29 protein-coding genes are annotated in these 24,751 nt (G+C 64.8%); 17 read left to right on the forward strand and 12 right to left on the reverse strand.

Annotated elements, in window-relative coordinates:
• The first annotated feature begins 46 nt into the window (after nt 1-46).
• Both AC5RWO_RS06400 and AC5RWO_RS06405 read left to right on the forward strand, forming a co-directional pair.
• Nucleotides 47-598, forward strand: coding sequence for an RNA polymerase sigma factor (locus AC5RWO_RS06400; protein ID WP_498730264.1), 552 nt, complete (start codon nt 47-49; stop codon nt 596-598).
• The gene (locus AC5RWO_RS06405) at nt 595-1,410 is read left to right on the forward strand and encodes a hypothetical protein (protein WP_498730266.1); all 816 of its coding nucleotides are present in this window, start codon (nt 595-597) and stop codon (nt 1,408-1,410) included. Before AC5RWO_RS06400 ends, AC5RWO_RS06405 begins: the two co-directional genes overlap by 4 nt.
• Nucleotides 1,411-1,452: 42 nt before the next feature.
• Here the strand turns inward: AC5RWO_RS06405 and AC5RWO_RS06410 are convergent, their stop codons facing one another.
• Nucleotides 1,453-1,689 (reverse strand): DUF6480 family protein, encoded by a 237-nt coding sequence (locus AC5RWO_RS06410; protein ID WP_498730899.1) that lies wholly within the window; start codon nt 1,687-1,689, stop codon nt 1,453-1,455.
• A gap of 184 nt (nt 1,690-1,873) precedes the next feature.
• Here AC5RWO_RS06410 and AC5RWO_RS06415 point away from each other — a divergent pair, with 184 nt between their 5' ends.
• The 5 genes from AC5RWO_RS06415 to AC5RWO_RS06435 all read left to right on the forward strand — a co-directional run bounded on the left by AC5RWO_RS06415 (nt 1,874) and on the right by AC5RWO_RS06435 (nt 4,398).
• Nucleotides 1,874-2,230, forward strand: coding sequence for an ArsR/SmtB family transcription factor (locus AC5RWO_RS06415; protein WP_208575898.1), 357 nt, complete (start codon nt 1,874-1,876; stop codon nt 2,228-2,230).
• Nucleotides 2,227-2,712: an SRPBCC family protein gene (locus AC5RWO_RS06420; protein ID WP_498730268.1), complete on the forward strand. Its 486-nt coding sequence runs from the start codon at nt 2,227-2,229 to the stop codon at nt 2,710-2,712. Before AC5RWO_RS06415 ends, AC5RWO_RS06420 begins: the two co-directional genes overlap by 4 nt.
• 87 nt (nt 2,713-2,799) lie before the next feature.
• On the forward strand, nt 2,800-3,330 hold the full coding sequence (locus tag AC5RWO_RS06425; protein ID WP_498730269.1) for an SRPBCC family protein: 531 nt from the start codon (nt 2,800-2,802) through the stop codon (nt 3,328-3,330).
• A complete protein-coding gene (locus tag AC5RWO_RS06430) occupies nt 3,284-3,715 on the forward strand; it encodes a VOC family protein (RefSeq protein WP_498730270.1) in 432 nt (143 codons plus the stop codon). The genes AC5RWO_RS06425 and AC5RWO_RS06430 overlap by 47 nt, the downstream gene beginning before the upstream one ends.
• A gap of 128 nt (nt 3,716-3,843) precedes the next feature.
• Nucleotides 3,844-4,398, forward strand: coding sequence for a hypothetical protein (locus tag AC5RWO_RS06435; RefSeq protein ID WP_498730272.1), 555 nt, complete (start codon nt 3,844-3,846; stop codon nt 4,396-4,398).
• Here AC5RWO_RS06435 and AC5RWO_RS06440 read toward each other — a convergent pair.
• From AC5RWO_RS06440 to AC5RWO_RS06455, 4 genes are all read right to left on the reverse strand, one after another.
• Entirely contained in the window at nt 4,355-5,602 is a 1,248-nt protein-coding gene (locus AC5RWO_RS06440) for an amidohydrolase (RefSeq protein WP_498730901.1), read from the reverse strand. The two genes, AC5RWO_RS06435 and AC5RWO_RS06440, sit on opposite strands and share 44 nt — an antisense overlap.
• Before the next feature lie 24 nt (nt 5,603-5,626).
• The gene (locus AC5RWO_RS06445) at nt 5,627-6,361 is read right to left on the reverse strand and encodes a hypothetical protein (RefSeq protein WP_498730274.1); all 735 of its coding nucleotides are present in this window, start codon (nt 6,359-6,361) and stop codon (nt 5,627-5,629) included.
• Nucleotides 6,362-6,398: 37 nt separating this feature from the next.
• Nucleotides 6,399-7,163, reverse strand: coding sequence for a DUF5058 family protein (locus AC5RWO_RS06450; protein ID WP_498730275.1), 765 nt, complete (start codon nt 7,161-7,163; stop codon nt 6,399-6,401).
• A 176-nt stretch (nt 7,164-7,339) separates the two neighbouring features.
• Complete coding sequence (locus tag AC5RWO_RS06455; RefSeq protein WP_498730277.1) at nt 7,340-8,293, reverse strand: Lrp/AsnC family transcriptional regulator; 954 nt, start codon at nt 8,291-8,293, stop codon at nt 7,340-7,342.
• A gap of 349 nt (nt 8,294-8,642) precedes the next feature.
• Here AC5RWO_RS06455 and AC5RWO_RS06460 point away from each other — a divergent pair, with 349 nt between their 5' ends.
• On the forward strand, nt 8,643-10,322 hold the full coding sequence (locus AC5RWO_RS06460; protein WP_498730279.1) for a thiamine pyrophosphate-dependent enzyme: 1,680 nt from the start codon (nt 8,643-8,645) through the stop codon (nt 10,320-10,322).
• A 90-nt stretch (nt 10,323-10,412) separates the two neighbouring features.
• Here the strand turns inward: AC5RWO_RS06460 and AC5RWO_RS06465 are convergent, their stop codons facing one another.
• The 4 genes from AC5RWO_RS06465 to AC5RWO_RS06480 all read right to left on the reverse strand — a co-directional run bounded on the left by AC5RWO_RS06465 (nt 10,413) and on the right by AC5RWO_RS06480 (nt 14,411).
• Complete coding sequence (locus AC5RWO_RS06465) at nt 10,413-11,243, reverse strand: anti-sigma factor (protein ID WP_498730281.1); 831 nt, start codon at nt 11,241-11,243, stop codon at nt 10,413-10,415.
• The gene (gene sigK, locus AC5RWO_RS06470) at nt 11,243-11,824 is read right to left on the reverse strand and encodes an ECF RNA polymerase sigma factor SigK (protein WP_074702956.1); all 582 of its coding nucleotides are present in this window, start codon (nt 11,822-11,824) and stop codon (nt 11,243-11,245) included. Before sigK ends, AC5RWO_RS06465 begins: the two co-directional genes overlap by 1 nt.
• 144 nt (nt 11,825-11,968) lie before the next feature.
• On the reverse strand, nt 11,969-12,655 hold the full coding sequence (locus tag AC5RWO_RS06475; RefSeq protein WP_498730283.1) for a fasciclin domain-containing protein: 687 nt from the start codon (nt 12,653-12,655) through the stop codon (nt 11,969-11,971).
• 130 nt (nt 12,656-12,785) lie between these two features.
• Nucleotides 12,786-14,411: a molybdopterin-dependent oxidoreductase gene (locus AC5RWO_RS06480; protein ID WP_498730285.1), complete on the reverse strand. Its 1,626-nt coding sequence runs from the start codon at nt 14,409-14,411 to the stop codon at nt 12,786-12,788.
• 150 nt (nt 14,412-14,561) lie between these two features.
• Here AC5RWO_RS06480 and AC5RWO_RS06485 point away from each other — a divergent pair, with 150 nt between their 5' ends.
• The 3 genes from AC5RWO_RS06485 (at nt 14,562) to AC5RWO_RS06495 (ending at nt 17,064) form a co-directional block, all read left to right on the forward strand.
• Nucleotides 14,562-15,020: a DUF4383 domain-containing protein gene (locus AC5RWO_RS06485; protein WP_498730286.1), complete on the forward strand. Its 459-nt coding sequence runs from the start codon at nt 14,562-14,564 to the stop codon at nt 15,018-15,020.
• Between the two features lie 125 nt (nt 15,021-15,145).
• Nucleotides 15,146-16,492, forward strand: a complete 1,347-nt coding sequence (locus tag AC5RWO_RS06490; RefSeq protein WP_498730287.1) for a serine/threonine-protein kinase — start codon at nt 15,146-15,148, stop codon at nt 16,490-16,492.
• Nucleotides 16,489-17,064, forward strand: a complete 576-nt coding sequence (locus AC5RWO_RS06495) for a hypothetical protein (protein ID WP_498730289.1) — start codon at nt 16,489-16,491, stop codon at nt 17,062-17,064. The genes AC5RWO_RS06490 and AC5RWO_RS06495 overlap by 4 nt, the downstream gene beginning before the upstream one ends.
• An 18-nt stretch (nt 17,065-17,082) precedes the next feature.
• Here the strand turns inward: AC5RWO_RS06495 and AC5RWO_RS06500 are convergent, their stop codons facing one another.
• The 3 genes from AC5RWO_RS06500 to AC5RWO_RS06510 all read right to left on the reverse strand — a co-directional run bounded on the left by AC5RWO_RS06500 (nt 17,083) and on the right by AC5RWO_RS06510 (nt 20,722).
• A complete protein-coding gene (locus tag AC5RWO_RS06500; protein WP_498730291.1) occupies nt 17,083-18,054 on the reverse strand; it encodes a D-2-hydroxyacid dehydrogenase in 972 nt (323 codons plus the stop codon).
• Nucleotides 18,055-18,141: 87 nt separating this feature from the next.
• Nucleotides 18,142-18,975, reverse strand: a complete 834-nt coding sequence (locus AC5RWO_RS06505) for a hypothetical protein (RefSeq protein WP_498730293.1) — start codon at nt 18,973-18,975, stop codon at nt 18,142-18,144.
• Between the two features lie 97 nt (nt 18,976-19,072).
• A complete protein-coding gene (locus tag AC5RWO_RS06510) occupies nt 19,073-20,722 on the reverse strand; it encodes a phosphodiester glycosidase family protein (protein ID WP_498730295.1) in 1,650 nt (549 codons plus the stop codon).
• 226 nt (nt 20,723-20,948) lie between these two features.
• Between AC5RWO_RS06510 and AC5RWO_RS06515 the strand changes: the two genes are divergently transcribed.
• The 6 genes from AC5RWO_RS06515 to AC5RWO_RS06540 all read left to right on the forward strand — a co-directional run bounded on the left by AC5RWO_RS06515 (nt 20,949) and on the right by AC5RWO_RS06540 (nt 24,747).
• Complete coding sequence (locus tag AC5RWO_RS06515) at nt 20,949-21,092, forward strand: hypothetical protein (RefSeq protein ID WP_498730297.1); 144 nt, start codon at nt 20,949-20,951, stop codon at nt 21,090-21,092.
• 110 nt (nt 21,093-21,202) lie between these two features.
• Nucleotides 21,203-21,640 (forward strand): pyridoxamine 5'-phosphate oxidase family protein, encoded by a 438-nt coding sequence (locus tag AC5RWO_RS06520; RefSeq protein WP_498730299.1) that lies wholly within the window; start codon nt 21,203-21,205, stop codon nt 21,638-21,640.
• A 31-nt stretch (nt 21,641-21,671) separates the two neighbouring features.
• A complete protein-coding gene (locus AC5RWO_RS06525; RefSeq protein ID WP_498730301.1) occupies nt 21,672-22,184 on the forward strand; it encodes a pyridoxamine 5'-phosphate oxidase family protein in 513 nt (170 codons plus the stop codon).
• Between the two features lie 9 nt (nt 22,185-22,193).
• A complete protein-coding gene (locus AC5RWO_RS06530) occupies nt 22,194-22,442 on the forward strand; it encodes a type II toxin-antitoxin system Phd/YefM family antitoxin (protein ID WP_498730902.1) in 249 nt (82 codons plus the stop codon).
• A gap of 103 nt (nt 22,443-22,545) precedes the next feature.
• Nucleotides 22,546-22,992 (forward strand): UPF0158 family protein, encoded by a 447-nt coding sequence (locus AC5RWO_RS06535; protein WP_498730303.1) that lies wholly within the window; start codon nt 22,546-22,548, stop codon nt 22,990-22,992.
• A gap of 93 nt (nt 22,993-23,085) precedes the next feature.
• The gene (locus AC5RWO_RS06540) at nt 23,086-24,747 is read left to right on the forward strand and encodes an alkaline phosphatase D family protein (RefSeq protein ID WP_498730305.1); all 1,662 of its coding nucleotides are present in this window, start codon (nt 23,086-23,088) and stop codon (nt 24,745-24,747) included.
• Nucleotides 24,748-24,751 lie beyond the last annotated feature (4 nt).

The raw sequence follows: 24,751 nt of genomic DNA on the forward strand, positions 1-24,751 counted from the left end.
CTACACTGGTGGCGCCGCACCCCTGCCCAGGATCGAAGGACACCCCTTGCCCCAAGCGCTCCCAGATGACGTTCTGTCAGCTGCACAGTCCGGCGACGCGGAAGCCTTCAGCCAGATCTATTACACGCTTGCACCCGGCGTATCCGGCTATCTGAAAGCCCGGGGCATGGAGGATGCGGAAGGATCGGCGCAGGAGGTCTTCCTCACCGTTTTCTCCCGCATCGGCACGGTGCGCGGCGGCTACCAGGGCCTGCGCACCTTTGCCTTTTCAGTAGCGCACGCGCGTTACGTCGACGAAGTCCGTAAGCGCGCCCGCCAGCCCTATGTTTCCGAATACGACCCGGAAACCGACGCCCGCACCTCGGACTCGGCCGAAACCGCGGCACTGGAAGCTCTGGGCGGCAGCACCGTCGAGGACAAGCTGCGGGAATTGCCCCCGGACCAGCGCGAAGTCCTGCTCCTGCGGATCGTGGCTGACCTCTCCCTCGAGCAGGTCGCCGAAATCATGGGCAAATCCACCGGCTCCATCAAGCAGCTGCAACGCCGCGGCCTGCTGAAACTCAAGACACTGGTTGAAAGGAAGGAGGCACTGGTATGAAGACCGATGCGTCCACCGACGAAGAATTCCTCCGGCAGCTGCTCGACGAATCGGATGTGCCCTCCTCGGACACGCTGCACGACTCGCTGCTGGAACTGCGCGCCGCCGGCTCGGCCCAGGCCGCCCCTCCGTCCGCCGAGCTGGCCGCCTTTCTGTCGCCGAAGGTCACTCCCCTGCGTCCGCGGCGCCGGGCAGCCCGTGGTGCCAAGGGTGCCATGATCGGCGTCGCCGTTGCCGCCGCCACCGGACTCGGCGTTACCGGCGTCGCGGCCGCAAGCCCAGAGTTCCGCAGCGCCGCGGACCAGACGGTGCAGCAGGTCGCCTCCTTCTTCAACAATGACGACGGCGGCTCGGCCGTGCAGCAAACCACCGTTGTTGACCAGGGCCAGGACGATAGCAAGGGCACGAACGAGGACACCGGCAAAGAACGGCGGACGCCCGCCGAGGACCGCGACACCGGTTCCGCCGACTCCAACTCCGGTGAGTCACCCGAGTCCGGCAAATCCGGAACTGGTGCTCCCGGCACCTCCCGGCCCGATCCGGCCCCTTCAGGAAAGCAGGACGGCGCCACTCGCAGCGAAGGTATTCCGTCGCTTGACGGCAGGCCGAACCAGGACGGCGCCCAGCCGGATCTGCCGGTTCCCGAGCTGTCCGGCGACAAGGTCCTGCCGAAGAACCTCGGCGACCAGCCCGGCGAAGACAAACTGCCCCTGCCGGCGGAGCCGAAGCCACCGGCCCCGGAGAAAACCGATCCCGCCGCGATCCCCGACGTTCCGGTTCTCCCCGAATCGGCCGTGGACGGCAGCGAGTAGATCAACGACCGGGGTCCGCGGTCGTGCTTCAAGGTTCACCTGTTAGGAGAAGGCCAGCACGCCCGCATAGACCAAAAACAGCAGGGCCATCATGAGGGCCGATAGGCCAATAATGCCGAGCCAAAGCCACGGCACCCATCTCTTCGGCCCGCCTTCTGCGTGCCCTTGGGTCAGGTTTGTCTGCGCCTCTGCCGGCGGTGTTTCCCCGGGCGGGACGCCGCCCCCGGGTTCAAGCCCCGTGATGTGATCTTCGGCCGGATCCGGATTGGAACTGGACATCGCCATGCCTCCTTGCAAGAACAAATCGTGCACCTGCTGCTTGCAACAGTAGACAGGTAATAAGCAGGCTGTCTATCACCATGCCTCAGGTAAATTACACGCCCCGAACCTCTTGACCGGCCCCCAACGCGGGCGTAGGTTGTTTACAACCAACAGGTTGATAAACAAAGAAGTTGATTACGCCATGGACCGCAGCGACGACAGCCTACTCGACAAGGCCTTTCTGGCCCTCGCCGACCCGGCCCGCCGCCGCATCATCGCCCGGCTCAGCCGCGGTCCGGCTACCGTCAACGAACTGGCGGAACCCTTCGAAATCACCAAGCAGGCGGTTTCGAAGCACATCCAGGTCCTCGAGCAGGCGCAACTGGTCACGCGCACCCGCGATGCCCAACGCAGGCCCGTCCATCTGAATCCCGCACGGCTGGAAGCGCTCACCGCGTGGATCGACCAGTACCGGCTGGTCCGCGAAGGGCAGTTCCGCAGCCTCGACGCCGTGCTCCAATCCCAGGCAAAAACCAACATCACCAAGGAACCATCATGAGCAACGCACTGAAACTTTCCGTCCCCGAAGGCGTGCCGTTCATCGATTACGAGCGCGAATTCGACTTCCCCGTAGCGGACGTCTTCCGCGCCCACAAGGACCCCGAGTTGATCAAGCAGTGGCTCGGCCCGCGCGGCCTGAAAATGGACATCGACCACTACGATTTCCGCACCGGCGGCAGCTACAGCTACCTGCACACCGGCCCGGACGGCGTCGCCTACTCCTTCTCCGGCGTCTTCCACACGGTCCGCGAGAACGAGTTCGCCGTCCAGACCTTCGAGTTCGGCGGCTACCCGGACGTCGTCAGTATTGAGTTCATGACCTTCGAGGACCTCGGCGGCGGCCGCTGCAAGCTCATCGGCCACTCCGTCTACCCGAGCCAGGAGGCCCGCGATGGCATGGCCCAATCCGGCATGGAAGGCGGCATGACCGAGGGCTACGAGCGGCTGGACGAACTGCTCACCGGCGCGCGGACCGCATAGCTCCACCGCGGATTCCACCTACACAAACAAAGTACGACGGCGGTGCCCGCCTTGAGCGGGCACCTCACCAGATGCTGGGAGTACATGATGGCTAACGTACTGAAGCTCAACAATCCGGAAGGCCTGCCCTACAGCGAGTACGAGCGCGAATTCGATTACCCGGCGGCCGAGGTCTTCTGTGCCCATGCCGATCCGGAGCTGTACCGGCAGTGGATCGGCCCGCGCGGCCTGACCACCCGGATCGAGGAGCACGACTACCGCAGCGGCGGATCTTTCCGCTTCGTCCAGCACCGCGGCGACGGCATTGAACACGCCTTCCGCGGCATCTTCCACAGTCTCCGCGACAACGAGTTCATCCTGAATACTTTCGAGTACGAAGGTTATCCCGACGTCGTGACCTTGGAATACACAACGTTCGAGGATCTGCCCGGCGGACGGTCCCGCTTGACCGGGCGCTCCGTCTTCCCCGATCTGGCTTCGCGCGACCGCTATCTGACCGATGGCATGGAAAGGGGGATCTCCGAAGGTTACGATCGGCTCGAGGAAGTACTCGCCAACAAGGAGATACGCCATGGATTGGACGCTGGAAGTAGTGCTGTTGCCGGTCGCCGACATTGACCGCGCCATTGAGTTCTACCGTGACAAGGTCGGCTTTGCCCTGGACCACCACACCGTCAATGAGCACATGAATGTGGCCCAACTGACGCCGCGGGGGTCGGGCTGCTCGATCGTCGTCGGCAACCTGCCTGCCCAAAGCGAAATGGAGCCCGGTTCCCTGCGCGGCCTCCAGTTGGTGGTTTCCGATGCCAAAGCCGCCCGCGAGGAGCTCCTCTCCCGTGGTGTGGAGGCCAGCGAAATCACCGTTTTCGACAAACGCGACGGCGGGACCTTCTTCGGGTTCAGCGACCCGGACGGCAACACGTGGGCTGTGCAGGAGCTGAAAGTCCGGGCCGCAAAGCCGCTGATCCCAAGCGACGCCCGCACCGGCTTCGGTGAGAAGTAGCCCGTTCACGGATTTTTCCTGCTGAGAATACAATCCGTTGTGCCGGTAGCTCCGAACTACCTCCACGCGAAACACGAGCAACGGCACGGAGGGCATAGATGGCCAGGGCTTCCACGAGACCTTCCGAAATGCGGAACGACCAGGTGCGGCTGGTACCCGTCCTGGCGGCGGCGGGGCTGACGATGGTGCTGGCGCTGGTCGCCCATCTCGCTTCTGGCGGGACTATGCCGGGCTTTCCGGTCCTCATCGCCATCACCGCCCTGACCACCCTCGCCGCCACGGTGCTGTCCAACGTCAACGCCCCGGCCTGGACGCTGATCCTTGCCGCCGGCGTCGCACAGCAGGTGCTGCATCTGGCCTTCGAGGCCTTTGCCGCACGGCCGGCAGCGGCAGGCGAGTCCGCAGGCTCTTCGGCAGGCGTGTCCCACTCCCACCACGCAGAAGTGGATGCTGCTCAGCTGGCGGCCATGGCCAGAGACGCGACCGAGCATGCGGGACCTCACGGCGAATACGTCATGCTGATGCTCCACTTCCATCTGGCTGCCGCCGTGCTGACCGCGCTGCTGATGGCCTGGAGCCGCCGGAGGGGCGGGCTTCCGCAGAAGCCTGCCCCTCGTCGTCGTTATTTAGAATCCGGCATTAGCGGCCCAGCCGCGACTGCAAAGCTGCCACAGCGGCCTTGACGCCCGTGGAGAGTGTGGGCTCCATGACCGGGGCAAAGAACGGCGAATGGTTCATTGGAACGTGCCCCTCGCCGTTGACTACTTCCTCGGAGTGGCCGCCGAAGAACCAGTACACGGCCGGCACATCGATGGCTGCGGCGAGATGGCCGAAGTCCTCGCTGCCCATCAGCGCCGGCACTACCGAGACCGCCTCCTGTCCGATCGCGCCCCGCAGTACCTCGGCCAAGCCTTCGGCCTCGGCGGGCTCGTTGTAGCAGGCCGGGAAGGTGTACAGCTCCTCGATCTCCGGCTCGGGCGCTCCGGAGGCGGCGGCCTCGGCTGAGACGATGCGCCGTACCGCGGCGAGCACCCGGGCACGGACACCGTCATCGAAAGTGCGAATGTTCAGGGTGAACTCCGCGGCCGCGGGGATGATGTTCTCTTTCAGACCGCCGTGGAAAGTGCCGACGGTGACCACGGCAGCCTGCCTGGGATCCAGCTCGCGCGAGACGATCGTCTGTAGCCGGACCACCATGTGGGCACCCAGGACGACCGGATCGATGGAATCCTGCGGCTGCGAGCCGTGGGACTGGCGGCCGTGCACGGTGACCTTCAGCGAGTCTGCCATGGCCATGGCGCTGCCGACCGAGAGCGAGACGGTACCGGCAAGCCCGGGCATGACGTGCTGGCCGTAGACGATTTCCGGTTTCGGGGCGCGCTCCCACAGCCCGTCGGCCACCATGGCGGCCGCGCCGGCGGCGGTCTCCTCACCGGGCTGGAAGATCAGGACCAAGGTTCCGGCCCAGGCTCCTCGGGACTCCGCGAACATGCGGGCCACAGTCAGCAGCACCGCCGTGTGGGTGTCGTGGCCGCAGCCGTGCATCACCGGGACCTCGGCGCCGTCCGGCAGGATACCGGTGTCCGTGCTGGCGTAATCCAGACCCGTATCTTCCTCGATCGGCAGGCCATCGGTATCGGCGCGGAAGCCGACCACGGGGCCTTCGCCGTTGCGCAGTACGCCCACCACGCCGGTACCGCCGCAGCGGAAGTTTTCGATGTCCAGCCCGTCCAGGCGCTGCTCGATGAATTCCGCCGTCCGGTGCTCCTGCATGGACAGTTCCGGGTGGGCGTGCAGGTGCCGGTAGAGTTCGTGCAGTTCCGCCTGCTGCTGTTGCGTGAGGGCAAGCCCGGCGGTCTGTTCCACGGCGTCGAGGGTGTTGGTCATCATTTCTCCTGTAGCTCTAAAAGTTTAATTCTCGACGGCGGCAACGGGCTTACGGTCCCGTGCCAGCCAGGAAACGATAATGGTTCCGATCACGGCAATACCTGTCGTCAAGAAGGCGATGGCCGGGACCAGCGGCAACAGGACGAACTGGACCAACAGCGCGACGGCCACGGCGATGATGGTGATCCGCAATTGCTTGATGGTGAGGATCGCCTGGACCACGACCGCACCCAACACCGACGGAAGGATGTAGAGCCGGGCAACGTCGATGACCTCGACCGGGATGATGCTGATCAGCCAGGTGCCAAGGATGCCCACGAACAGGGTCAGCGAGACCAGGTGGATTGCCGCGGCACCGCAGATAGCGGCGACGGCGGCGAAATCACCCCGGCGGGTGCCGGGCTTGGCACCGATCCGGGTCTGCGCGATCAGGGCCGAGGGAAGCAGCTTGCTGGAGATATTGCCGATCATGAAGGCCTGGTACATGGCGGCAGGCCCCAGGATCGGGAAATAGGTGACCGGCTCGACGATCCAGATGACGGCGAACACAGCGGCCACGGCCGCAAAGGCGGTCCACAGCTGCGCCGCACTGATGTCCAGGCCGCCGAAGAAGACCAGATACAGCGGCCCGGCCACCGAGAGGATGAGGCCCGCAATCATGGTCAGGCGTCCCCAACGGGAGGTAGTGCGGTCGAATTCGGCAAGCTCCGACTCGGCCTCGGACGCTGTGATGGGGGTAGAGATGCTGGATGCAGACATTATGCGTTCCTTAAGAGCGTTCCGGTAGGGCGGCGGATCAAGCGACGGGGGTTCCGGCTGTGTGGGCCATGTAGGCCACCACCAGACCGGCGACGATGGCGAAACCCAGGCCCCATTCGCGCAGCCAAGCGCGCTTGCGGCTACGGCCGATTGCCGCGCACAGGCCCATCACGGCGGCGGAGGTGAGCAGTGCGTAGACGTGGATCATGGACTTGGGTACCTCGGCGATACCCAAGGCTATGAACGCACCGAGCAGGGCTGCGCCGGGGACAATCGACATGGCCGCCGGGTTGACTTTGGCCAGCTTGGTGCCGCCGCGTTTCATCAACGGAGTCAGGATCAGAGTGGCAAGCATCCACATGGCGCCGCCCATGCTCATGGCAAAGAAGGCGATGGCGAAGACGTTCTGCGTGTAAGTGGGTCCGCCGAGTTCGGCCCCGGCGCTGCCGGCTGCGATGCTTGCCGCGCCGGTCTCGTAGGCAGCCGAGCCGATCAGGCCGATCCGGACCAGCACAGCAGGTGTACCAAAGACCGCCAGCAGCGCAATGGCCACCATGACGACGGCGAGGGACGGGCCGATGGCGGCAATCGCGCCGGACCGAAAGGCGGTCTTCAGCTCCGGGCCGGTGATCTCCGCCGCCGGGGCGGCTTTGCGGGCGGCCTTCATGTAGATGACGGACTGGATAAGGATCACGGCGAAGACGCCGGCTGCGCAGATCCACAGCACTGGCATGTTGGCTATGGCCAGAATGTCAGTGGATTCGCCGGCGGCGGAGACAGTGCTGGAGGTTGTGGGTGACATGGTTCCTCAAGATGTGATGTGTGTCTCAAACTGTTTCTTGTTGGAACAACAATGCGGCTTTCGGCCTATCCAGATCAATAGCTGACGGAATCTGCCAAAACTCTGCCCTAATCCGTCATGAGGCACTATCACCGAAGGCAGCGGCGGCTGATAGCGTCACCGGGATCGCAGTTTGGCTATTTCCCTGGTGTGAGGCGGCCGCCGCGCTTGCGCGCATGCAGCAGCAGCGACGTGCTTATCTGGGCAACGTCGGAGGTCCAGGCACCGCTGCTGGTGAAGTCGTACAGCGCCTGGTTGTTCGCCACGGTGACGTCCGCAAGGATCTGGTAGTCCCCGGTAATCGCTGCCACATACCGTGTCTCCGGCAGCGCGGCCAAGCGCTGCCCGAGGGTTTCGAGCTGGGCGGGGCTGGTTTTGATCCATAACAATGCCTCGACCGGCAGTCCCAGCGTTGCCGGTTCGACCAGGGCGCGCAGGTGCACGGTGTTCGTTTCCAGCAGCCATTCGGTGCGCCGTCGTGCCGTTGCCTCGGAGACTCCCACCCGCCGGGCAATGGCTTCAAAGGACGCCCGGCCGTCCTCGCACAGCACCGTGGCAATCTGCTCGTCGACCTTAGTCATCTCCGGGTATTCGCCGAACACTGCCGGGTCCTTGAGCGGGACGGGCTGCAATGCGGCACGTTGGTCAGCCGTGAGCGGTCCGGGCTGCCAGGCCCGCAGAGTCTTGAAGTAGCGCAATATCGGATAGGTGTTGACATGCTGGAGTCCGGCAATTCCTGGCAGCTCATCGGCCAGCGCCGAATGCAGCCGGTCCCTGTCGGTCAGGATCTCGGCCAGGCAGTCCGCAGTACCGGTGACCATATAGACAAAGGAAGTATCCGCTCGTTGAGCCAACGCCTGGACTGCGACCCGCGCAGTCCCCGGGGCGCAGCGCATTTCAACCAGTACCGGTGTCGGCCGCAACCGGATCCCGAGCACGCCGACGACACCGGATTCGAGCAGTTCGCTCCCCCGGCGGGCGACGGTCCGCTCGGGTTCCCTGAGGACCGAGGAGATTTTCCGCCAGGACGCACGCGGGTCGATTTGAAGTGCCGTGACGATCTGCTGCTCCAGCACTGTCAGCTCGTGCACGCGGCTACTCCCTCCCGGCAGGGCCGCAATGTGTCCTGCCCCCGCCACAATCGGCGTGCAGCGGGATCGGGCCGGGCGGAACCAGGGACAGGCCAGCAGGGCGTCGAAGCATTCGTCCAGCTTACAGTTGGTGCTTGGCGTCCCACCTCTCCAGCCCACCGGAGCGCGGCAATCAGCGAAAACAACCCAAAGTGCCGCGATTCACATTCATTACCCCACTGTGTCCTGCCCGCTGACGTCCTACCCGCTAAGTGATGTAACTTTTGCTCAATTGCAATGTGCAAAATCCATGCGACCGCACATTGACGAATCGACCAAACTGTTCATTCAAAGATGAAAGAGGACACCCATGACGCAGTTGACCGTGGAACCAGCCGACGCCAAGGAGCAGCAGCCGCTGCTGAAGTCAGCCGGGCACGTCATTGTGGACACGCTGGTGGCGCACGGGGTAAAGCGCACCTACGTGGTTCCCGGCGAGAGCTTCCTGGATGTCCTCGACGGCCTGCATGAGTCCGACATCGAAACCGTGGTCTGCCGCCACGAAGGCGGCGCCGCCTACATGGCCGAGGCCGACGGCAAGATGAACCAGGTCCCCGGCATCGCCATGGTCACCCGCGGCCCGGGAGCGGCCAACGCGCACGTCGGCCTGCACACCGCGTGGCAGGACTCCACCCCGATGGTCCTCTTTGTCGGGCTGATTCCCTTCGAGCACCGGGACCGCGAGGCCTTCCAGGAGTTCGACATCAAGTCCTGGTTCGACACCGGCGCCAAGCGCGTCATGGTGCTGGACCATGCCGAGCGCGCGTCCGAAATCGTCGCCGAAGCCATGTTCGCCGCGATGAACGGACGCCCGGGCCCCGTCGTCGTTGGTCTGCCGGAAGACATCATCCGCGAGCAGATCGAGCCGACGCTGCACCCGGAAATCCCCGTGGCCCAGGGCGGCATGACCGTCACGGACTGGAAGGCGCTGAAGTCCGCGCTCAAGGATGCCGAGAAGCCGCTGTTTGTTGTCGGCGGCAATGACTGGACCCAGGAAGGCGCAACGGCGCTGTCCAACTGGCTGGAGGACCACCATATTGCCGCTGCCGCCGAGTGGCGCTGCGAAGGCATTGTCCCGTTCGATTCGCCGTCCTACGTTGGCCCGATCGGCTATGGCCGGCCCAAGCCGACGTACGACCTGCTGGAGGAAACGGACCTGCTGATCTTCGTCGGCACCGTGCCCGGCGACGTCATCACCGACGGTTTCCTGGTCCGGCAGGACTGGTCGAAGAAGAACTTCCTCGTCACCATCGACCCGTCGCTGCGCGGCCGTTCCGGCGCGGTTTCGCACCAGATCGTGGCGAAGCCGGATGTCTTTGTCCGCGACCTGGTCATGATGGACCTGCCGGTCAAGCCGGAATGGAAGACCTGGACCGAGCGCATGCGCGCCGAGCAGGAGAAGTTCGCAGCACTGCCGCCAGCCGAGCCCACGGCCGGCCAGGCCCGCATGGACACCCTGATGGCCAACATGGTCCGCGGCCTGCCCGAAGACGCCATGGTCACGCTGGGCGCCGGCGAGCACACCAACTGGGCGCACCGCTACTTCCCCACCCAGCAGTACGCCTCGATGCTCAGCGCCCGCAACGGTTCCATGGGCTACTCGATCCCGTCCGCTATTGCTGCGTCGCTGGCGCACCCCGGACGCCGTGTGGTGACCATTGCCGGCGACGGCGAGTTCCTGATGAACGGCCAGGAGCTGGCCACGGCCGCACAGTACGGCGCCACTCCGCTGGTCATCGTGATGGACAACCAGGAGTACGGCACCATCCGCACGCACCAGGAGCGGCACTACCCCCAGCGGATCTCCGGCACGCAGCTGAAGAACCCGGAGTTCGCGCTGATGGCCCAGGCCTTCGGTGGTTTCGGCATCAAGGTAGAGAACGACGCCGATGTGCCCGCCGCACTCGAAGCGGCCCTGAAGGCAATCGACGAGCAGAAGACCTTCGCACTCATCCACCTCGTGGTCGAGCAGCGGGTCCGCGCCTACTAAGCTCCTACTCAGTCCGACTCACGACGGCGGGCGGTCACCTTTGAGGTGGCCGCCCGCTTCGTTAAAGGCTGGCAGCCAAGCTGGACCCACCTACAGTTCCTGCAGCATGATCGGGTCCGTGGTGGGTTGCGGCGATCCGCCGGCAGGTTCCACCGTGATACCCAGATGGGTGGCATCGGAGACGCCTTCCAGCAGCCTCATGCTGGTCTGCCCCGCGGCGTCCGCCTGGATCAGGCCGGCGGGCTGGGCGCCCTCGTCCGAGATCAGCCAGAGCTCGTAAGTCCGGTCCTGCTCCAGCTGAGGGAGGTCGTGCGTGATGACTGCGCCCTTGTCAGCCTGCGCGGACAAGGCGATGGTCACGGCGGCGCCGTCCGGCATCCGGCCCGGAATCATCTTGGCGTCAGGCGCCGTCAGGACCGACATCACCTGGCTCTGCTGCTCGGCCAGCGCCTGGAGGCGCTGCTCGGTCCGTTCCTGGTCATTGGAGACGCCCACGGCCCAGCCGCCCAGTGCTGCGGTGGTGACCAGCAGAACTCCGGCCGCGGCACTGAGCCAGCGCACCGCCGTCGTACTTCTGGCCCTGGCACCGTCCGAACCGCGGCCATTGCCGCCGACCCTGGCCCTGCGGCCGGTCCGGCCCGCTCCGCTCTCGAACCGTTTCGTGTCGAGGTCCGCGACCACTGCGTCAACGGGCAGCTGGCGGGTGTTGCGGATGGAGGCCATGACCTTGGATTTGAGCTCAGGCGGCGGGGCGACGGCGGGCGTGCCGTAGGCCAGCATGGCGGCGGTTTCGCTCAATCCGCGGACTTCCTCGCGGGTATCCACGGCGCCCAGGGCATGCCGCTCAAAAGCGTCGCGTTCGTCATCGTCCAAGGCGTTGAGGGCGTAGGCGCCGGTCAACAGATGCAACTGCTCGTCCATCACGCCACTCCCAACTTGTCCCTAAGGCGGATCATGCCATCGCGGATCCGCGTCTTTACCGTTCCCACCGGAATGTGCAGCATAGTGGCAACCTCCCGGTGGGTATGGCCGCCGTAGTAGGCCAGCGTGATCGCCTCGCGCTGGCTGTCCGTCAGGCTGGCGAGCGCCTTGTTCACGCGTTCGGACTCCAGCCGCAGTTCAACTGTATCCGCGACGTCGTCGTAACTGGCTTGGTATTCCTTGGCCCCCTGGCGCAGGTCCCGGTCCATGCTGGCCTGGCTGGCCCGCACCCGGTCCACGGCCCGCCGGTGGGCGATCACCAGGATCCAGGAGAGGGCCTTGCCGCGGTCCGCGTCGAACCGGGCCGCGTTCTGCCAGATTTCGACGAAGATTTCCTGCGTGACTTCCTCGCTTTGGGCCGGATCCCTGACCACTCTGCGCACCAGCCCGAAGATGGTGGGCGACACCGAATCGTAGAGCGATTCGAACGCGGATTCGTCCCCCAGCGCCACGCGCCGGATGAGCTCCTCCTGTGTCGGCGGGGCGTCCGGCCCCACGGGCCGCAGCCATGGCAATCGCATGGATTCAAGGTTCTCACGCCCGTCGGACACTCCGCACCTCCCTCGTTCCTGTGTCGGCCCTGCATTTTTTACGATGAACGACGGCGGCAGGCGGGCTGCCGCCGTCGTTCTCCCCTTTCCGCTCCCCTAGCGGAGTTTTTCCGGCTACTTAGCCGGCGGCATCAGGACCGAATCGATCATGTAGACCGTGGCGTTGGCGGTCTGGACGCCGCCGCAGACAACGTTGGCGTCGTTGACCATCAGCTCGTCGCCGCTGCCGCTGACCTCGAGGGACTCGCCCTGTACGGTGGTGTGCTCACCGACGATCTCGTCCGGGCTCAGCTGTCCCTCCACCACGTGGTAGGTCAGGATGGTACTCAGCGTGGCGTCATCGGTCTTCAGGGTTTCCAGGGTCTCGGCGGGGATGGCGCCGAAGGCCTCATCCACCGGTGCGAAGACAGTGAATTCGCCGCTGTTGAGCGTGTCCACCAGATCGACCTTGGGGTTCAGCTCGCCGGAGACGGCTGCGGTCAGCTGGGTCAGCATCGGGTTGTTGGAGGCGGCGACGGCGACCGGGTCCTGCGCCATGCCGGCCACGGAGCCTGCGCCGTCCGGCACCGCGGCTGCGTAGTCGGCGCAGGCCGGGCCGACGAGGTTGGCGGCCGGATCCATGGCTTCGCCCGACTCCGGGGCCATGGACTCCGTTGTGGTCGAATCGGATCCGGTGGTGGATTCGGGGGCCGCGCCGGCATTGTCCGACTCTTCGGACGCGCCGCCGCAGGCGGACAGGCCGAGGGTCGCCACTGCGATCATTCCGAGTGCTGCAAAGTTCCTGCTGCTGTTCTTCAACATGGCTTTTCTCCTTGAGGGTGGCGCGGCTGCTGCCGCCTCCTGTTCCGGAAGCAACGCTTCCGGGCTGTCATGATGTATTCGGAACCGGTGCCGGGATGGATTGGATGAAATCGGAAAAACTTGGGACCGGTCAGGGTTCCACGGTGACGCTGATGGAATGCCAGCCCGAGGCGCCGTTCGGAATCGGGTCCGCCCGCTCATCGGTCTGCAGTCCGTCCATCGCGTCGTAGGACCGGACGCGCAGATAATGCTGCCCGGGCTCGGCCTGCCAGCTGAACGACCATTGGCGCCAGGTATCCACCGTGGCTTCGGCGGCCAGCTCGGTTTCCTGCCAGGGCCCGTCGTCCACCTGGACTTCCACCCGTTTGATACCGCGCTGCTGCGCCCACGCGGTGCCGCCGACCGCGACCTTTCCTGCCGGCACACGCGCGAACGGCCGCGGGGATTCGATCCGCGACGCCGTTTTGATGGGGGCGCGCTCCGACCAGCCACGGTCGGTCCAGTAGGCGGTCTTATCCTGGAACCTTGTAACCTCCAGATCCACCACCCACTTGGTAGCCGAAACGAAACCGTAGAGCCCGGGCACCACCATCCGCACGGGGAAACCGTGGTCCAGCGGCAGCGGTTCGCCGTTCATGCCGACCGCGAGCAGCGCATCACGGCCGTCCCGCAGCACCTCCAGCGGAGTCGAGGCGCTGAACCCATCGACACTGGTGGAGAGCACCATGTCCGCGCCGGGAAGCGGACGTGCGCGTTCCAATACCTTCGCCAGCGGATAGCCGAGCCACTTGGCGTTGCCGGCCAGGTCGCCACCCACGGGGTTGGAGACGCAGGTCAGCGTCACATAGGACTCCAGCAGTTCGGAATCCAGCAGCTCCTGGAATGACATGGTGAACTCCTCCTCCACCATGCCGTGCACGCGAAGCTGCCAGGTCTGTGGATCAACCCGGGGCACGGCCAGCGCCGTATCGATCCGGTAGAAGTCCGCGTTGGGCGTGACGAAAGGGACCACCCCGTCGACCGGTGGATGGACACCCGCCGGCAGTGGTTCTGCCTTGCGGAAAGGCGAGGGCAGCCGGAGTGCCTTACGGAAATCCTCCACGCTGTTGCGCAGGCCGGCGAGCGCGGTGCCGCCGGCCCCCATGACGGCCGCGGTCACGGCGAGCAGACCTGCTGCGGCAAAGAAGGAACGTCTAGTGGGCGGGCCGGAGGCCGCGGGGCCGACCTGCGCCGACCCTTCGTCCGGAACAACCTGACCGGCCGTAACGTCCGGACCAGATTCGGCAGTTGCCGCCCCTGTTTCTCTTGCCTTCGGAATGCGGCGCTCCAGCAGCCGCAGCGAAACGAGTCCGGCCAGGGTTCCTGCCGCCGTCGGGATTAGATCCAGGACACCGGCGCCCGCCCGGGTGATTACGGCGGCACCGACCACTGCGCCCAGCAGCACCACCGCCGCGGCACCCCACGTCCAGCGGCGCCGGGCGAGCAGTCCGACCAGGCAGGCCAGTACCGCCGTGACCACACCCATCGCGATGAACAGGACAGTCTTATCCGCCGTGCCGAAGGTTTCGACGGCGAAATTCTTCAGCCAGGCCGGTGTGAAATCGATGAACGCGGCGCCGAGAGCGACCAGCGGCGAAGCGGCCGGACGGAACCAGACGCCGGCCAGCTGGGCGACTCCCAGCAGCACTCCGGCCGAAACCAGCCCGGCGAGCGCTGCGGCCAGGACGGACAAGGGGATTCTCTTGAGCTTCTTCACACCCGGTATTCGTAGCCGCGGACCAAAAGTATTGGCCGGATCTTCACAGAACGTCCAAACCACCCGCGCGTCCGCTCCGAATACCGGACAGGCGAGACCACACAACTACGTGGCCGCCGGGAAGCAAGTCCATCAGAGAGGAAGAGCATCATGACTACGTCAGATCAAACCAGCATCCGTGGTGGCAGGCGGACCAGCGTTCAGACAGTTACTTTGGCCGTCGGCGCGGTCTTCCTGCTAGTCGGGATCCTGGGCTTCGTTCCGGGCATTACCAGCGGGGTCGATCAGCTCAGTTTCGCCGGGCACCAGTCCGGTGCCATGCTGCTGGGACTGTTCCAGGTCTCCATCCTGCATAACATTGTGCACCTGCTCTTCGGCGTCGTCGGTTTGGCGCTGTCGCGCAGCTGGACCGGTTCCCGGAGCTACCTCATCTGGGGCGGAGCCATCTACCTGGTGCTGTGGATCTACGGGCTGGTCATCGGGCACGAGTCCCCGGCCAACTTCGTTCCGCTCAACATGGCCGATAACTGGCTGCACTTTGTCCTCGGTATCGCCATGCTCGGCCTCGGTCTTCTCCTGGGACGTGGTCACACGGCAACCAAGGCCTGAAAAGGAACAAAGGAGCGTCACAGCTTCTTCATAGGTTGACCGCCTAAGGTCCTACTCATAGCCCCGCATGGGGAAATACGCGAGCAAGGCCAGAGGGCATTTCTGGCTGCAGGGAGCGGACGGCTATGACAGCTAAAGACGGCGTCTTTGCCACCAGAACCCCGCCGGACACGACGGGGAATCTGATGACGGACCACCTGGTTCCGGGTATCTCGGACAGTCTCCTGGGCGGCCGTTACCGGGTGGGTCCGGTCATCGGGCTGGGCGGCATGGGTACGGTTTACCGTGCCGGGGACGAAGTCCTTGGCCGCGAGGTGGCACTCAAGGTTTACCGTCCGGACCCCGTTGACCCGGAGCGGCTCCGTTGGCACCAGGAGGAAATCGCGACGCTGGCACGGCTGAACCACCCGGGCCTGGTCACCCTCTACGATGCCGGCAGCTCCCCTTTAGACGGCGGGACCGTGTCCTGGCTCGTTATGGAGCTCATCCCGGGGGTCGACCTCGGACGCTACCTCGATGCCGGCAGGCTGGATCGGCTGGAAACGGTCCGGCTCGGCGCCGAATTGGCTTCCGCCCTCCACTACATCCACCGGCGCAACATCGTCCACCGGGATGTGAAGCCGGGCAATATCGTAATGGCCCGCTACTTTGACGATGAAGCTCCCCACCCCAAGCTCGCCGATTTCGGCATTGCCAGAATGATCAACGGAACGCTGCTAGCCTCCTCCGGGACCACTTTGGGCACCGCCGGCTATCTCAGTCCCGAACAGGTGACCGGCGCAGCGGTTGGAGCTCCGTCGGACGTCTACTCTCTTGGCCTGGTGCTGCTGCAGTGCCTCACGGGCGAATTGGAGTACCCCGGCCCGCCCCTGGCATCGGCACGAGCCAGGCTGGCGCGCCGACCAAGAATACCGGAGAATCTCGGCCCGGATCTGGCCGAACTTCTTGAAGCCATGACAGCCAGGGACCCCCGGCATCGGCCTGTTGCGGTCGAGGCCGCACAGGCCCTCCGCACGATTTCCGGCAGCGAGGCACCCGCCGCCGCTGCCAGAGCGGGTTCAGGTGCCGTTGCCGCTGCCATGCCTTCGGCCCCTGCCCGGCTCGGCCCAGAACCGCCGACAGCACACATTGCCCTGCCCGTCCTGAAGACGAGCCAAATGACCAACGCCACCCAAGGCTTGCCCTGGCGGAATCTGCCGGAGAGGCCTCCCCGGCAACCGGCTCCGGTCGATGGGCTCGATCGACCAGCGCAGTCTGGGTCCGCGGCCGCCCGGGCCCGCGGCCGACGAAAGCCACCCAAGTTGCAACTCGCTCTCGCGGCAGCGGTCCTGCTCCTCATGGTTGCGGCGCTGATCTTCGGTGCCGTGATCGCCACGTCAGGGAGGTCCGAACCCGTGCAAACGCCCGCTCCGGCAGTGCCTGCGGAGCTGGACGAGCACCTGCAGCAGCTCGAAGAAAGCCTTACACCATGAACCGGCCGACAGTCCTCACCCGAAGGCTCTTGGCCGGCGTAGTCACCGCAGCGGTGCTGGCAGGTTGCGCCCAGCAGGAGGATGTAGCCGCAAAGGTTCTCGACACACTGCAGGAACGGGCCAGCACCATCAGGCAGCTGGCATTAGAACAGAACCTTTCCACCGCCTTGGACGAAGTTGACCTGCTGGAGAACGACTTGGACAAGGCGGCCGCGAGTGGGCATATCGCCGCGGAAATGCAGCAGGAAGCTGCGAAGGCGTTGGTCGAAGTCCGCAACGATCTGAAGCTGCTGGCCGCGGAAACCGCCCAGCCGGACGTGGCCCAAACGCCGGAACTTCCGGCCCCTGAGGAAACCTTCTCCGATCAGGGGGAAGATTGGCGGAACTCCGAGGGCAATGAGGACCAGGAACAGCGGGACAACGACGACGGCCGGGACGGCTGGGATGACGAAGACCAGGATCGCTGGGAGGACCAACAGGACGAGTCCTGGGACCAGTGGGAGGACCAACGAGACGAGTCTTGGGACCAGTGGGATGATGAACAAGACGACTCAGATGACGGACACCATTGAGGCAGACGTGACCCCTGGCTAACGGTCCCACGGGACGAAGCCGAGCCGCTTGTCCACCACATTGGCCAGTGGTTTCCCCTGCCGCCAGGCATGGAAATTGCTCTCGAACTGCGCGGCCAGTTCGTCCAGCCAGTTCTGCGAATCACCGGACATGTGCGGAGTAACGAGCACGTTGTCCAGCTGCCACAACTCGTGGTCTTGGGGCAGCGGCTCGGTTTCGAAGACATCGAGCACGGCGCCGCCCAACCGCCCAGCCTGCAGAGCCTGGACCAACGCGTCCTGGTCCACCAGTCTGCCCCGGCCCACGTTGACCAGCACGGCAGAGGACTTCATCGATTCCAGGACCGCTCGGCTGACCATGCGCTCTGTCGCCGATGTCAGCGGTGCGGCAAGCACCACGTAGTCATAGCCGCCGGCGACCTTGGCAAAGTCTGCGCCGGCGTGCACCATCCCGAAGTCGCGATCCGCGGTCCGGGCGGTACGGCCCATGCCATCGACGTCCATTCCGACGGCGCGCAGGAGCCTGGCGGTACAACGGCCGATGCTTCCGGTGCCAACTACCAGCACCCGCGCCCCTGCAACCTCCGTTGTCGGCCAGCTTTTCCACTGCTGCCGGCGCTGCCGCTCGCCGGCCAGTCCGAATCCCTTGGCAAAATGCAGGATGCCGCCGAGGACGAATTCCGCCATCGGCCGGTCGAAGATACCGCGGGCGTTCGTGACCAACACGTCCGATTCGATGAGCTCCGGAAAGAGCAGCTTGTCCACACCGGCCGCCGGCACATGGATCCACTTCAGCGCGTCCGCGTTCGGCCACACATCCTGCAGCCCCTCGGCGAAAAAGTCCCACAGGTACAGCACGTCCGCCCCGGACAATGCGGCTCCCAGGCCCTCGATGTCCGTGATCCTGAACTCCGCGTGCTCCTGCAGCTTCTCCAGTCCGATGACGGGCCTGTCTCCTGCCAGGACGGTAACTATGGGCTTTGCGTTCATCCGTCCAATCTAATTGAAGGACGACGGCGGCCGCACACCTTTCTCGGGTGAGCGGCCGACGTCGTTGTTCCCGGTCTTCGCTAGCAGTTACTGAACGGCCCAGTAGATCCGTGAGTCATTGTCAAAGGAGATCATCGGCTCGACGAAGAGCTTGCCGCTTTCAACCGCGTCGGCCGGAACGTCCATGCACAACTGGAAGTCGGCGGTGCCGCCATTCTCCAGTGTGGGCACGTCCAGGGCGGCCTTTTCGAGGGACGCCATGCAGGTGGATGAGTCGTACTGCCGCGCATCGCTGCCGACGAAGTTCACGGACAGGTCGATCCACGGGTCGCCCTCTCCACTGCCCGTGTACTCGGCGGTCACGTCCACCAGTACGTACTGCCCGGAAGCGTCCCCGTTGAATTCGTTCATGGCCAGGATGTCCGCCGTCGCGTCCAGGTTCACGGAGTTGACGGTCACGTTGTACTCATTGCCCACCGGAGAGGACGTACCCAGAGCCAGGGCGGGAACCTCGGCGGCTGCTTCCTGTTCTGCTTCGGTCACCGGGACTACGCCGTCCGCGCCCTCCTCAACGGCCTCGGCGACGCTGTCGATCATGGAGACGTAGAACGCCTGCGTTGCGATGACGCCCACCAGCGACAGCACCGCGATGATCAAGGCGGCAATGGACATCCCTTTGGCCTTGGACCGGCGCTTGAACGAGATGATGGCAGCCGGAATGGCGAAACCAAGCGCGATGACGCCGAGGAAGAACACCACGTTGTTCACGATCGGAATCCAGCAGAGCAGCAGCGAGACGATCGCGATGGCCAGCGCGGTGATGGCCAGGCCTTTTCCTGCGTCCTTGTGCTGCTGCGGCCCGGCTGGCGGCGGTGCTGCCGGCATCGGCTGGACGGACGGCGAGTTGGTTTCGATTCCCATGGTTTCCCCCGGTATTGAGTGCTTAATAAGACGCTCTGAACATTAGCTACCGGGTCTGACAGTTTGTGCTCAGCGGGCTCCCACCGGCCGGCTTCCGTCAGCCGGCCTTCTCCGGCAGCACCAGCAGGGCATCGCCGACGCCGCGTTCGGTGGCGCCAGTATTCGATGGCACGTTGACCACTTCTCCCCCGGCGACCATGGTGGTGGAACCGCCGCCATCCAGATTGATCGCCTCCACCATGCCCAAGGACTTGGCGACCGTGGCAGCTTCATGAATACTCAGTCCCAACGAAGAGGTCTGCCGTCCGTCCGCCGTGACCAGGATCAGCCGGCCCTCGGCATCGATCCCTGCGATAGTGCGCGGGTTGCGCTGGTGGACCCACCCGTAAAACATGCCTGGATTGTCTGCATGGACCAGACCGTCTCGTGCAGCCGTTACTGCGATCTCGCCGTTCTGCATAAGGTAGGGCCCGCCGCTGACAACATGGGCGTCCTTGCCCAGATGCAGGTTTTTGCCATCTTCCGCCGTGAACTCCGAACTGATTTTCAGCTTCCGGCCCGGTGCGGCGATAGCTGCCAGGCGATCGGCTTCGGCGCCAGTGGCCTGCACGGTATGCCCTCCGGCGGGGATCGCCGCGCCCCGCCTGTCATTGACGGAGAGCACTCTTCCCGCGGCATCGAGCACCACTTCGATTCCCGGACCAGCGGGCGTCGCCCCACCGAATTCCGGCGTGAACGCGACCAGTTCATCGGCATCTGTACAAGTGGCATCGTGCAAAGGCGCGGCGGAGGGCAGATCGTCGGCCGTGCCGCCGCAGTTGCGAATCAGCCCAGGCACCCGGTTGATGCCGTCCAGCGCGAGCCGGTCCGACCCGGCCTTGACCGTCCCGCTCCAGCCCAGACGTTCGACGTCGGCAGTCGCCTTCCTGCCGTCGATGACCAAAGCGGGACGGTCACCTACCGCTTCGCTCAGTACCTGCCCCGAATAGGCGCCGGCACCTGCAGGATCGCCCTCGGCCCCATGCTGCGCATTAAAAACGAAGAACCCTGCGTTGACCGCTGCGAGAGCACCGGCGGCCGAAGCCAGCTCACTGGTAGTCTCGCGGCGTTCGAGATCAGGGCCGAATGAAGCGGCCAGCCCGCCGTCAAACTTCTTTGGGTCGATGGTGAGTACATCGATATTCCACGGTCCGCGCTGTTGGTCGCCGCCCGCCGAATCCCCGTCCCAGCCGCTGTACCAAACGGAAGATGAGTAACCCGCGGCACGGATCTTGGCCACGGAACCTGCTCCCTCGCCCCGGCTGGCGAACTCGCCCACCCGCACCCGGTAGCCCAGATCACCGCCGGAATCATCAAGTTCGGCTGCCACTACATGCTCCAATCGGGCGTCGATTCCCCGGGCTGCAAGCCCGGCGACCACCTGCCGAGCCGCGCCTTGAGGCGCCACAGCTGCATCGGCGATCCCGTCTGTTCCGGACGGAATTTTTACCTCGACAGTCCAAAAGAGGTCTGCATTGCTGCTGCCGCGGTCTATGGAGGTCAGAGTGACTCCGGATGCCAGTTCGGTTGCGGTCCGGTGTTCAGGTAGCTCTGCTGCACCCAGGTCAAGCTGCGCAGCCACAGGCTTTTGCGGAGTTGTTTCGGCATTTGCGCTTTCCGAGACGGCAATGGGTAGAACAACAGCGACCGCGGTGATGGTTGCGGCAACAGCAAGGACATGGCGTTTGTGGGGTGCAGGAGTAATCACATCCAAAAGTAGGCTCGGCCTGCTGCTGGAATTCGCAGCAAAGGCCCTACTTTGGCAAGAGTTGATCGAGTGTTCAGGAAGGGTTTCCGAACCGTTGGGAACTGGCCTTCAGTTGTTCATCCTCGGCGCCACGACAGCCACTTGCGACAGCGGAAATCGTTGACATATCGCACCGAGCCGCGCAGCGACTTGCCCGTTGAAGCTGGGGCCGCTCTTTGCCTTTGCAGTGGCGTTGTCCGACATCTCGCTGCTGGGCCTTGGGCCGGCCTTCTGGGCGTTGGCGATCGGCGTACTCGTGTCCCATCTGCTGGAACGTGACGAACTGAAGGCTTTGCGGCATCCGGTCGCCAATGACCAGACCAACTCCTGACGTTTGCAAAAGCCGTTCCGGGAACGGGCGGCGTGGCCATTATTGGGGTTACTCTTGAGGAATCCTCGGCTCCCCTATCCAGCACAGCCGGTTCATGGCAAAGTGGCGCCATGAGTGATGATCTGCGGATGCCCGACGCCGGCAAGCCGACTCTCCGGTTGGGCTCGGACGAATGTTGGGAACTTCTCGCGGGCACGACGCTGGGCAGGCTGGCGGTCAGCCACCGCAATGAACCGGATGTCATTCCGGTCAACTTCTGGGCGGCGGAGAAGAGCATTCTGCTCCACGGCTCCGAACACGTCAGGGACATCGTCCGCCGGGCCCGGCACCATGTAGTGCTGGAGGCGGACGGGCGCAGCGGTTCAACCGTCTGGAGCGTGATGGCCAAGGGCATGCTCCGTGAACTGACCGGTCCGGATGAGATTGCGGCAATCGAGCGCCGACAACTCAAGCCGTGGACCCTCACGCGCAGGGTGATGTTTTTGGAACTGGAACCATCGGAACTCACGGGGCGGCGCATCGCCGTCGGACCTGAAAACAATGACTGAGCCAGCTTGGCCTGCCAAAAGGAAATACCCCATGCCCCTGCACCGCAACGGCCCGCCACCCACCCTCCATGCGGAGGATGTCCGGACCGGCAACGAGCCACCCGCCAGCCTCCCTGCCATCCCGGACCCGGACAATCCCGTCATCGAGCTGACCGAGGATGAATGCTGGGACCTGCTGATCGGCACGATGCTGGGCCGGCTTGCCGTCAGCGTGGCGGACAAGCCGGAGCTGTACCCGGTCAACTTCCTGGCCCACGACCGCCGGATCCTGATCCGCACCATGCAGGGCACCAAACTGGTTTCGATGGCCATCAATAACAAGGTGGCGCTGGAGGCGGACGGCCGCTCCCTCCACTCGGTCTGGAGCGTGGTGGTCAAGGGCACCGTCCATGAGCTCACCACCAAAGCAGAAATAACGACGGCGGAGCAACTGTCCCTGCGTCCGTGGACAGCGTCGGTCAAGTCCACTTTTGTGGAAATCACGCCCTCGCAGATCAGCGGCCGCCGCATTGCCCTGGCCAACGAGTTCAAGCTGGAGCGCTGAGCCTTGACCGTGGGCGATTCTATTTCCGCCGCTTTTGCTCGCCAGCATTGGAGCGAAACAATAGACAAGGCGACACGGGAGCCGGTGTCGATTACCCGGCACGGACGAGAGGCCGTAGTCCTCATGAATGCCGAGCTCGCTGAGCGCGCGTTGGAAGCGCTGGAAGATGCCGAGAATCTCAAAGCCGCACGCGAAGCCCGCGCCGAGGGCGGTTCCATCCCCTGGGAAGAAGTCAAAGCAGACCTCGGACTTGAGTGACCAAAACATGCGAGATCGGCCACCGGCGGGAAATCTACCGGTAGGAACTGGCGGCAGTACGCTGGTGCCCACGCTTTCGGCCGCGACTCAAGGGAGGCAGGGAATGCTCAGTCTGAAGGACATTGACCTGGACATGCTGACCACGGCGATGGAGAACGCCAGTTATGAGATGCAGTGGTGGCTGGATCCGGACACCGGCGAGCTGGAGTTGACCGGCGACATGGTGGACGAGGGCCTCTCGCCGGAGGAACTGGAAGAACGCGGCTTCGTGGCTGTGGAAATGGCCGACTCGCACCGAGGCTATCGGGATATGGAGGACTTCATCTCCACGCTCGAGGACGAGAAGGTGCGGGCCGCCCTGTTCCGCGCCATCGAAAGGAAGCGTCCGTTCCGCCACTTCAAGGACGCGCTGTACGGCTACCCCAAGGTCCAGGAAGGCTGGTACGCCTTCCACGAAAGGCGCATGCGCCACCACGCCGTCACCTGGCTCCTGTCCGAGGGACTTATCGACGAACAGGAAGCCCGTGGGGAGTTAGGCGAGGACTCCTGACGCCTTGGCCTTTGAGGCATGAATGCCGGGGCGGTCGATTTTGGGGTGGCCGATTTTGTAGCCGCGGGCCGCTTGGGCAGGTAGAACTGATTCATGACGACATCGCCCCTCGTGCTTGGCCCGATGATGCGGTACGTGGACCAGACGACCGCGAGTATCTGGGTGGAAACGCGCGACGCCGCGCGGGTTGTTGTCAGGGCGGGAGGCCGATCGTGGAACGCCCGGACTTTCGCCGTGCACGGCCACCACTACGCACTGGTGGAAGTAGCCGGTCTGGAGCCCGGCAGCGTCACTCCCTACACAGTGGAGATCGACGGCGAGGAAGTCTGGCCGGCAGCGGGAGCCGAATTCCCGCCGTCGTGTATTGCGACGCTCAAGCCGGACAAACCGGTGCGGCTGGAATTCGGCACCTGCCGCACCAGCGTCCCGCACGATAAGAACGGCAACCGCACCCACGGCGTGGACGCAATGCGCGCCTACGCCTTCGAAATGGCCAAGGGCGGCGACGTGTCCTGGCCGGATCTGATCATGTTCCTGGGCGACCAGGTGTATGCGGATTCCACCAGCGACGAGATGCAGGAGTTCATCCGCGCCCGCCGCGACATAAGCGAACCTCCCGGCGAGGAGCTCAAGGATTACGAGGAGTACGCGCACCTTTACTCTCTCGCTTGGTCGGATGCGGCAAACCGGTGGCTGCTCTCGACCCTGCCGAGCGCCATGATTTTCGACGACCATGACATCCGCGACGACTGGAACGCCTCGCAGACCTGGAAGCAGCAGATGCAGCAGACTTCCTGGTGGCACGGGAGGATTGTGTCCGGGCTGGCCTCCTACTGGGTCTACCAGCACCTGGGCAATCTTTCCCCGCAGCAAAGGGCCGACGACGTCGTCTGGCGGCTGGTTGCCGAGCATCAGGGCGAGGAGGAACTCGATCTGAGCGAGGCGCTGGATGCCTTTGCGGAGAAGGCGGACCATTATCCGGAGAGCTACCGGTGGAGTTTCTCGCGCGATATCGGCGGCGTGCGGCTGATTGTGCTGGACTCCCGCGCCGCACGCGTGCTGGAGCCCGAACACCGTTCGCTGCTGGACGGCAAGGAAATGGCGTGGCTGGACGGCCGGCTGCAGGGCGGCTTCCGGCATGTGCTGGTGGCAACCTCGCTGCCGTTCCTGCTGCCCACCGGGCTGCACCATCTCGAGTCCTGGAACGAGGCGCTCTCCGAAGGGGTCTGGGGCAAGCCTGCGGCGAAGCTCGGGGAGAAACTGCGCCAGGCCATCGATCTGGAACACTGGGGCGCGTTCCAGAAGAGCTTCCAGGAGGTGGCTGCCATGGTGCTGGAGGTGGCCGACGGCGAGCGCGGACCGGCCCCGGAAACCATTACGTTCCTGTCCGGCGACGTGCACTTCTCCTATGTCGCCGAGGTCCAGCGGCCCGTCGGCAGCCGGATCGTGCAGGCGGTCTGCTCGCCGATCCGCAATCCCCTGCCCCGGCTGATCCGCTCGTTCACCGCCATCATGTCCTACGGCGTCGCCGGTCCGGTGGGCGCCCTGATGGCAAGGTCGGCGAAGGTGCCGGATCCGCCGTTCAGCTGGGAAACGATCAAGGGGCCGTGGTTCGACAACAACCTGGCCGGCCTCGAAGACACCCCGGACGGACTGAAGTTCTGGTGGCAGACCGGCGTCGTCGAAAATGGGGACCACGACCGTCCTCGGGTACAGGAGGTCGCGGCCGTGACCCTCCCGCCGCGCGGGGCCTAAGCTG

This window comes from Arthrobacter sp. B055-34 (genome assembly GCF_059090425.1).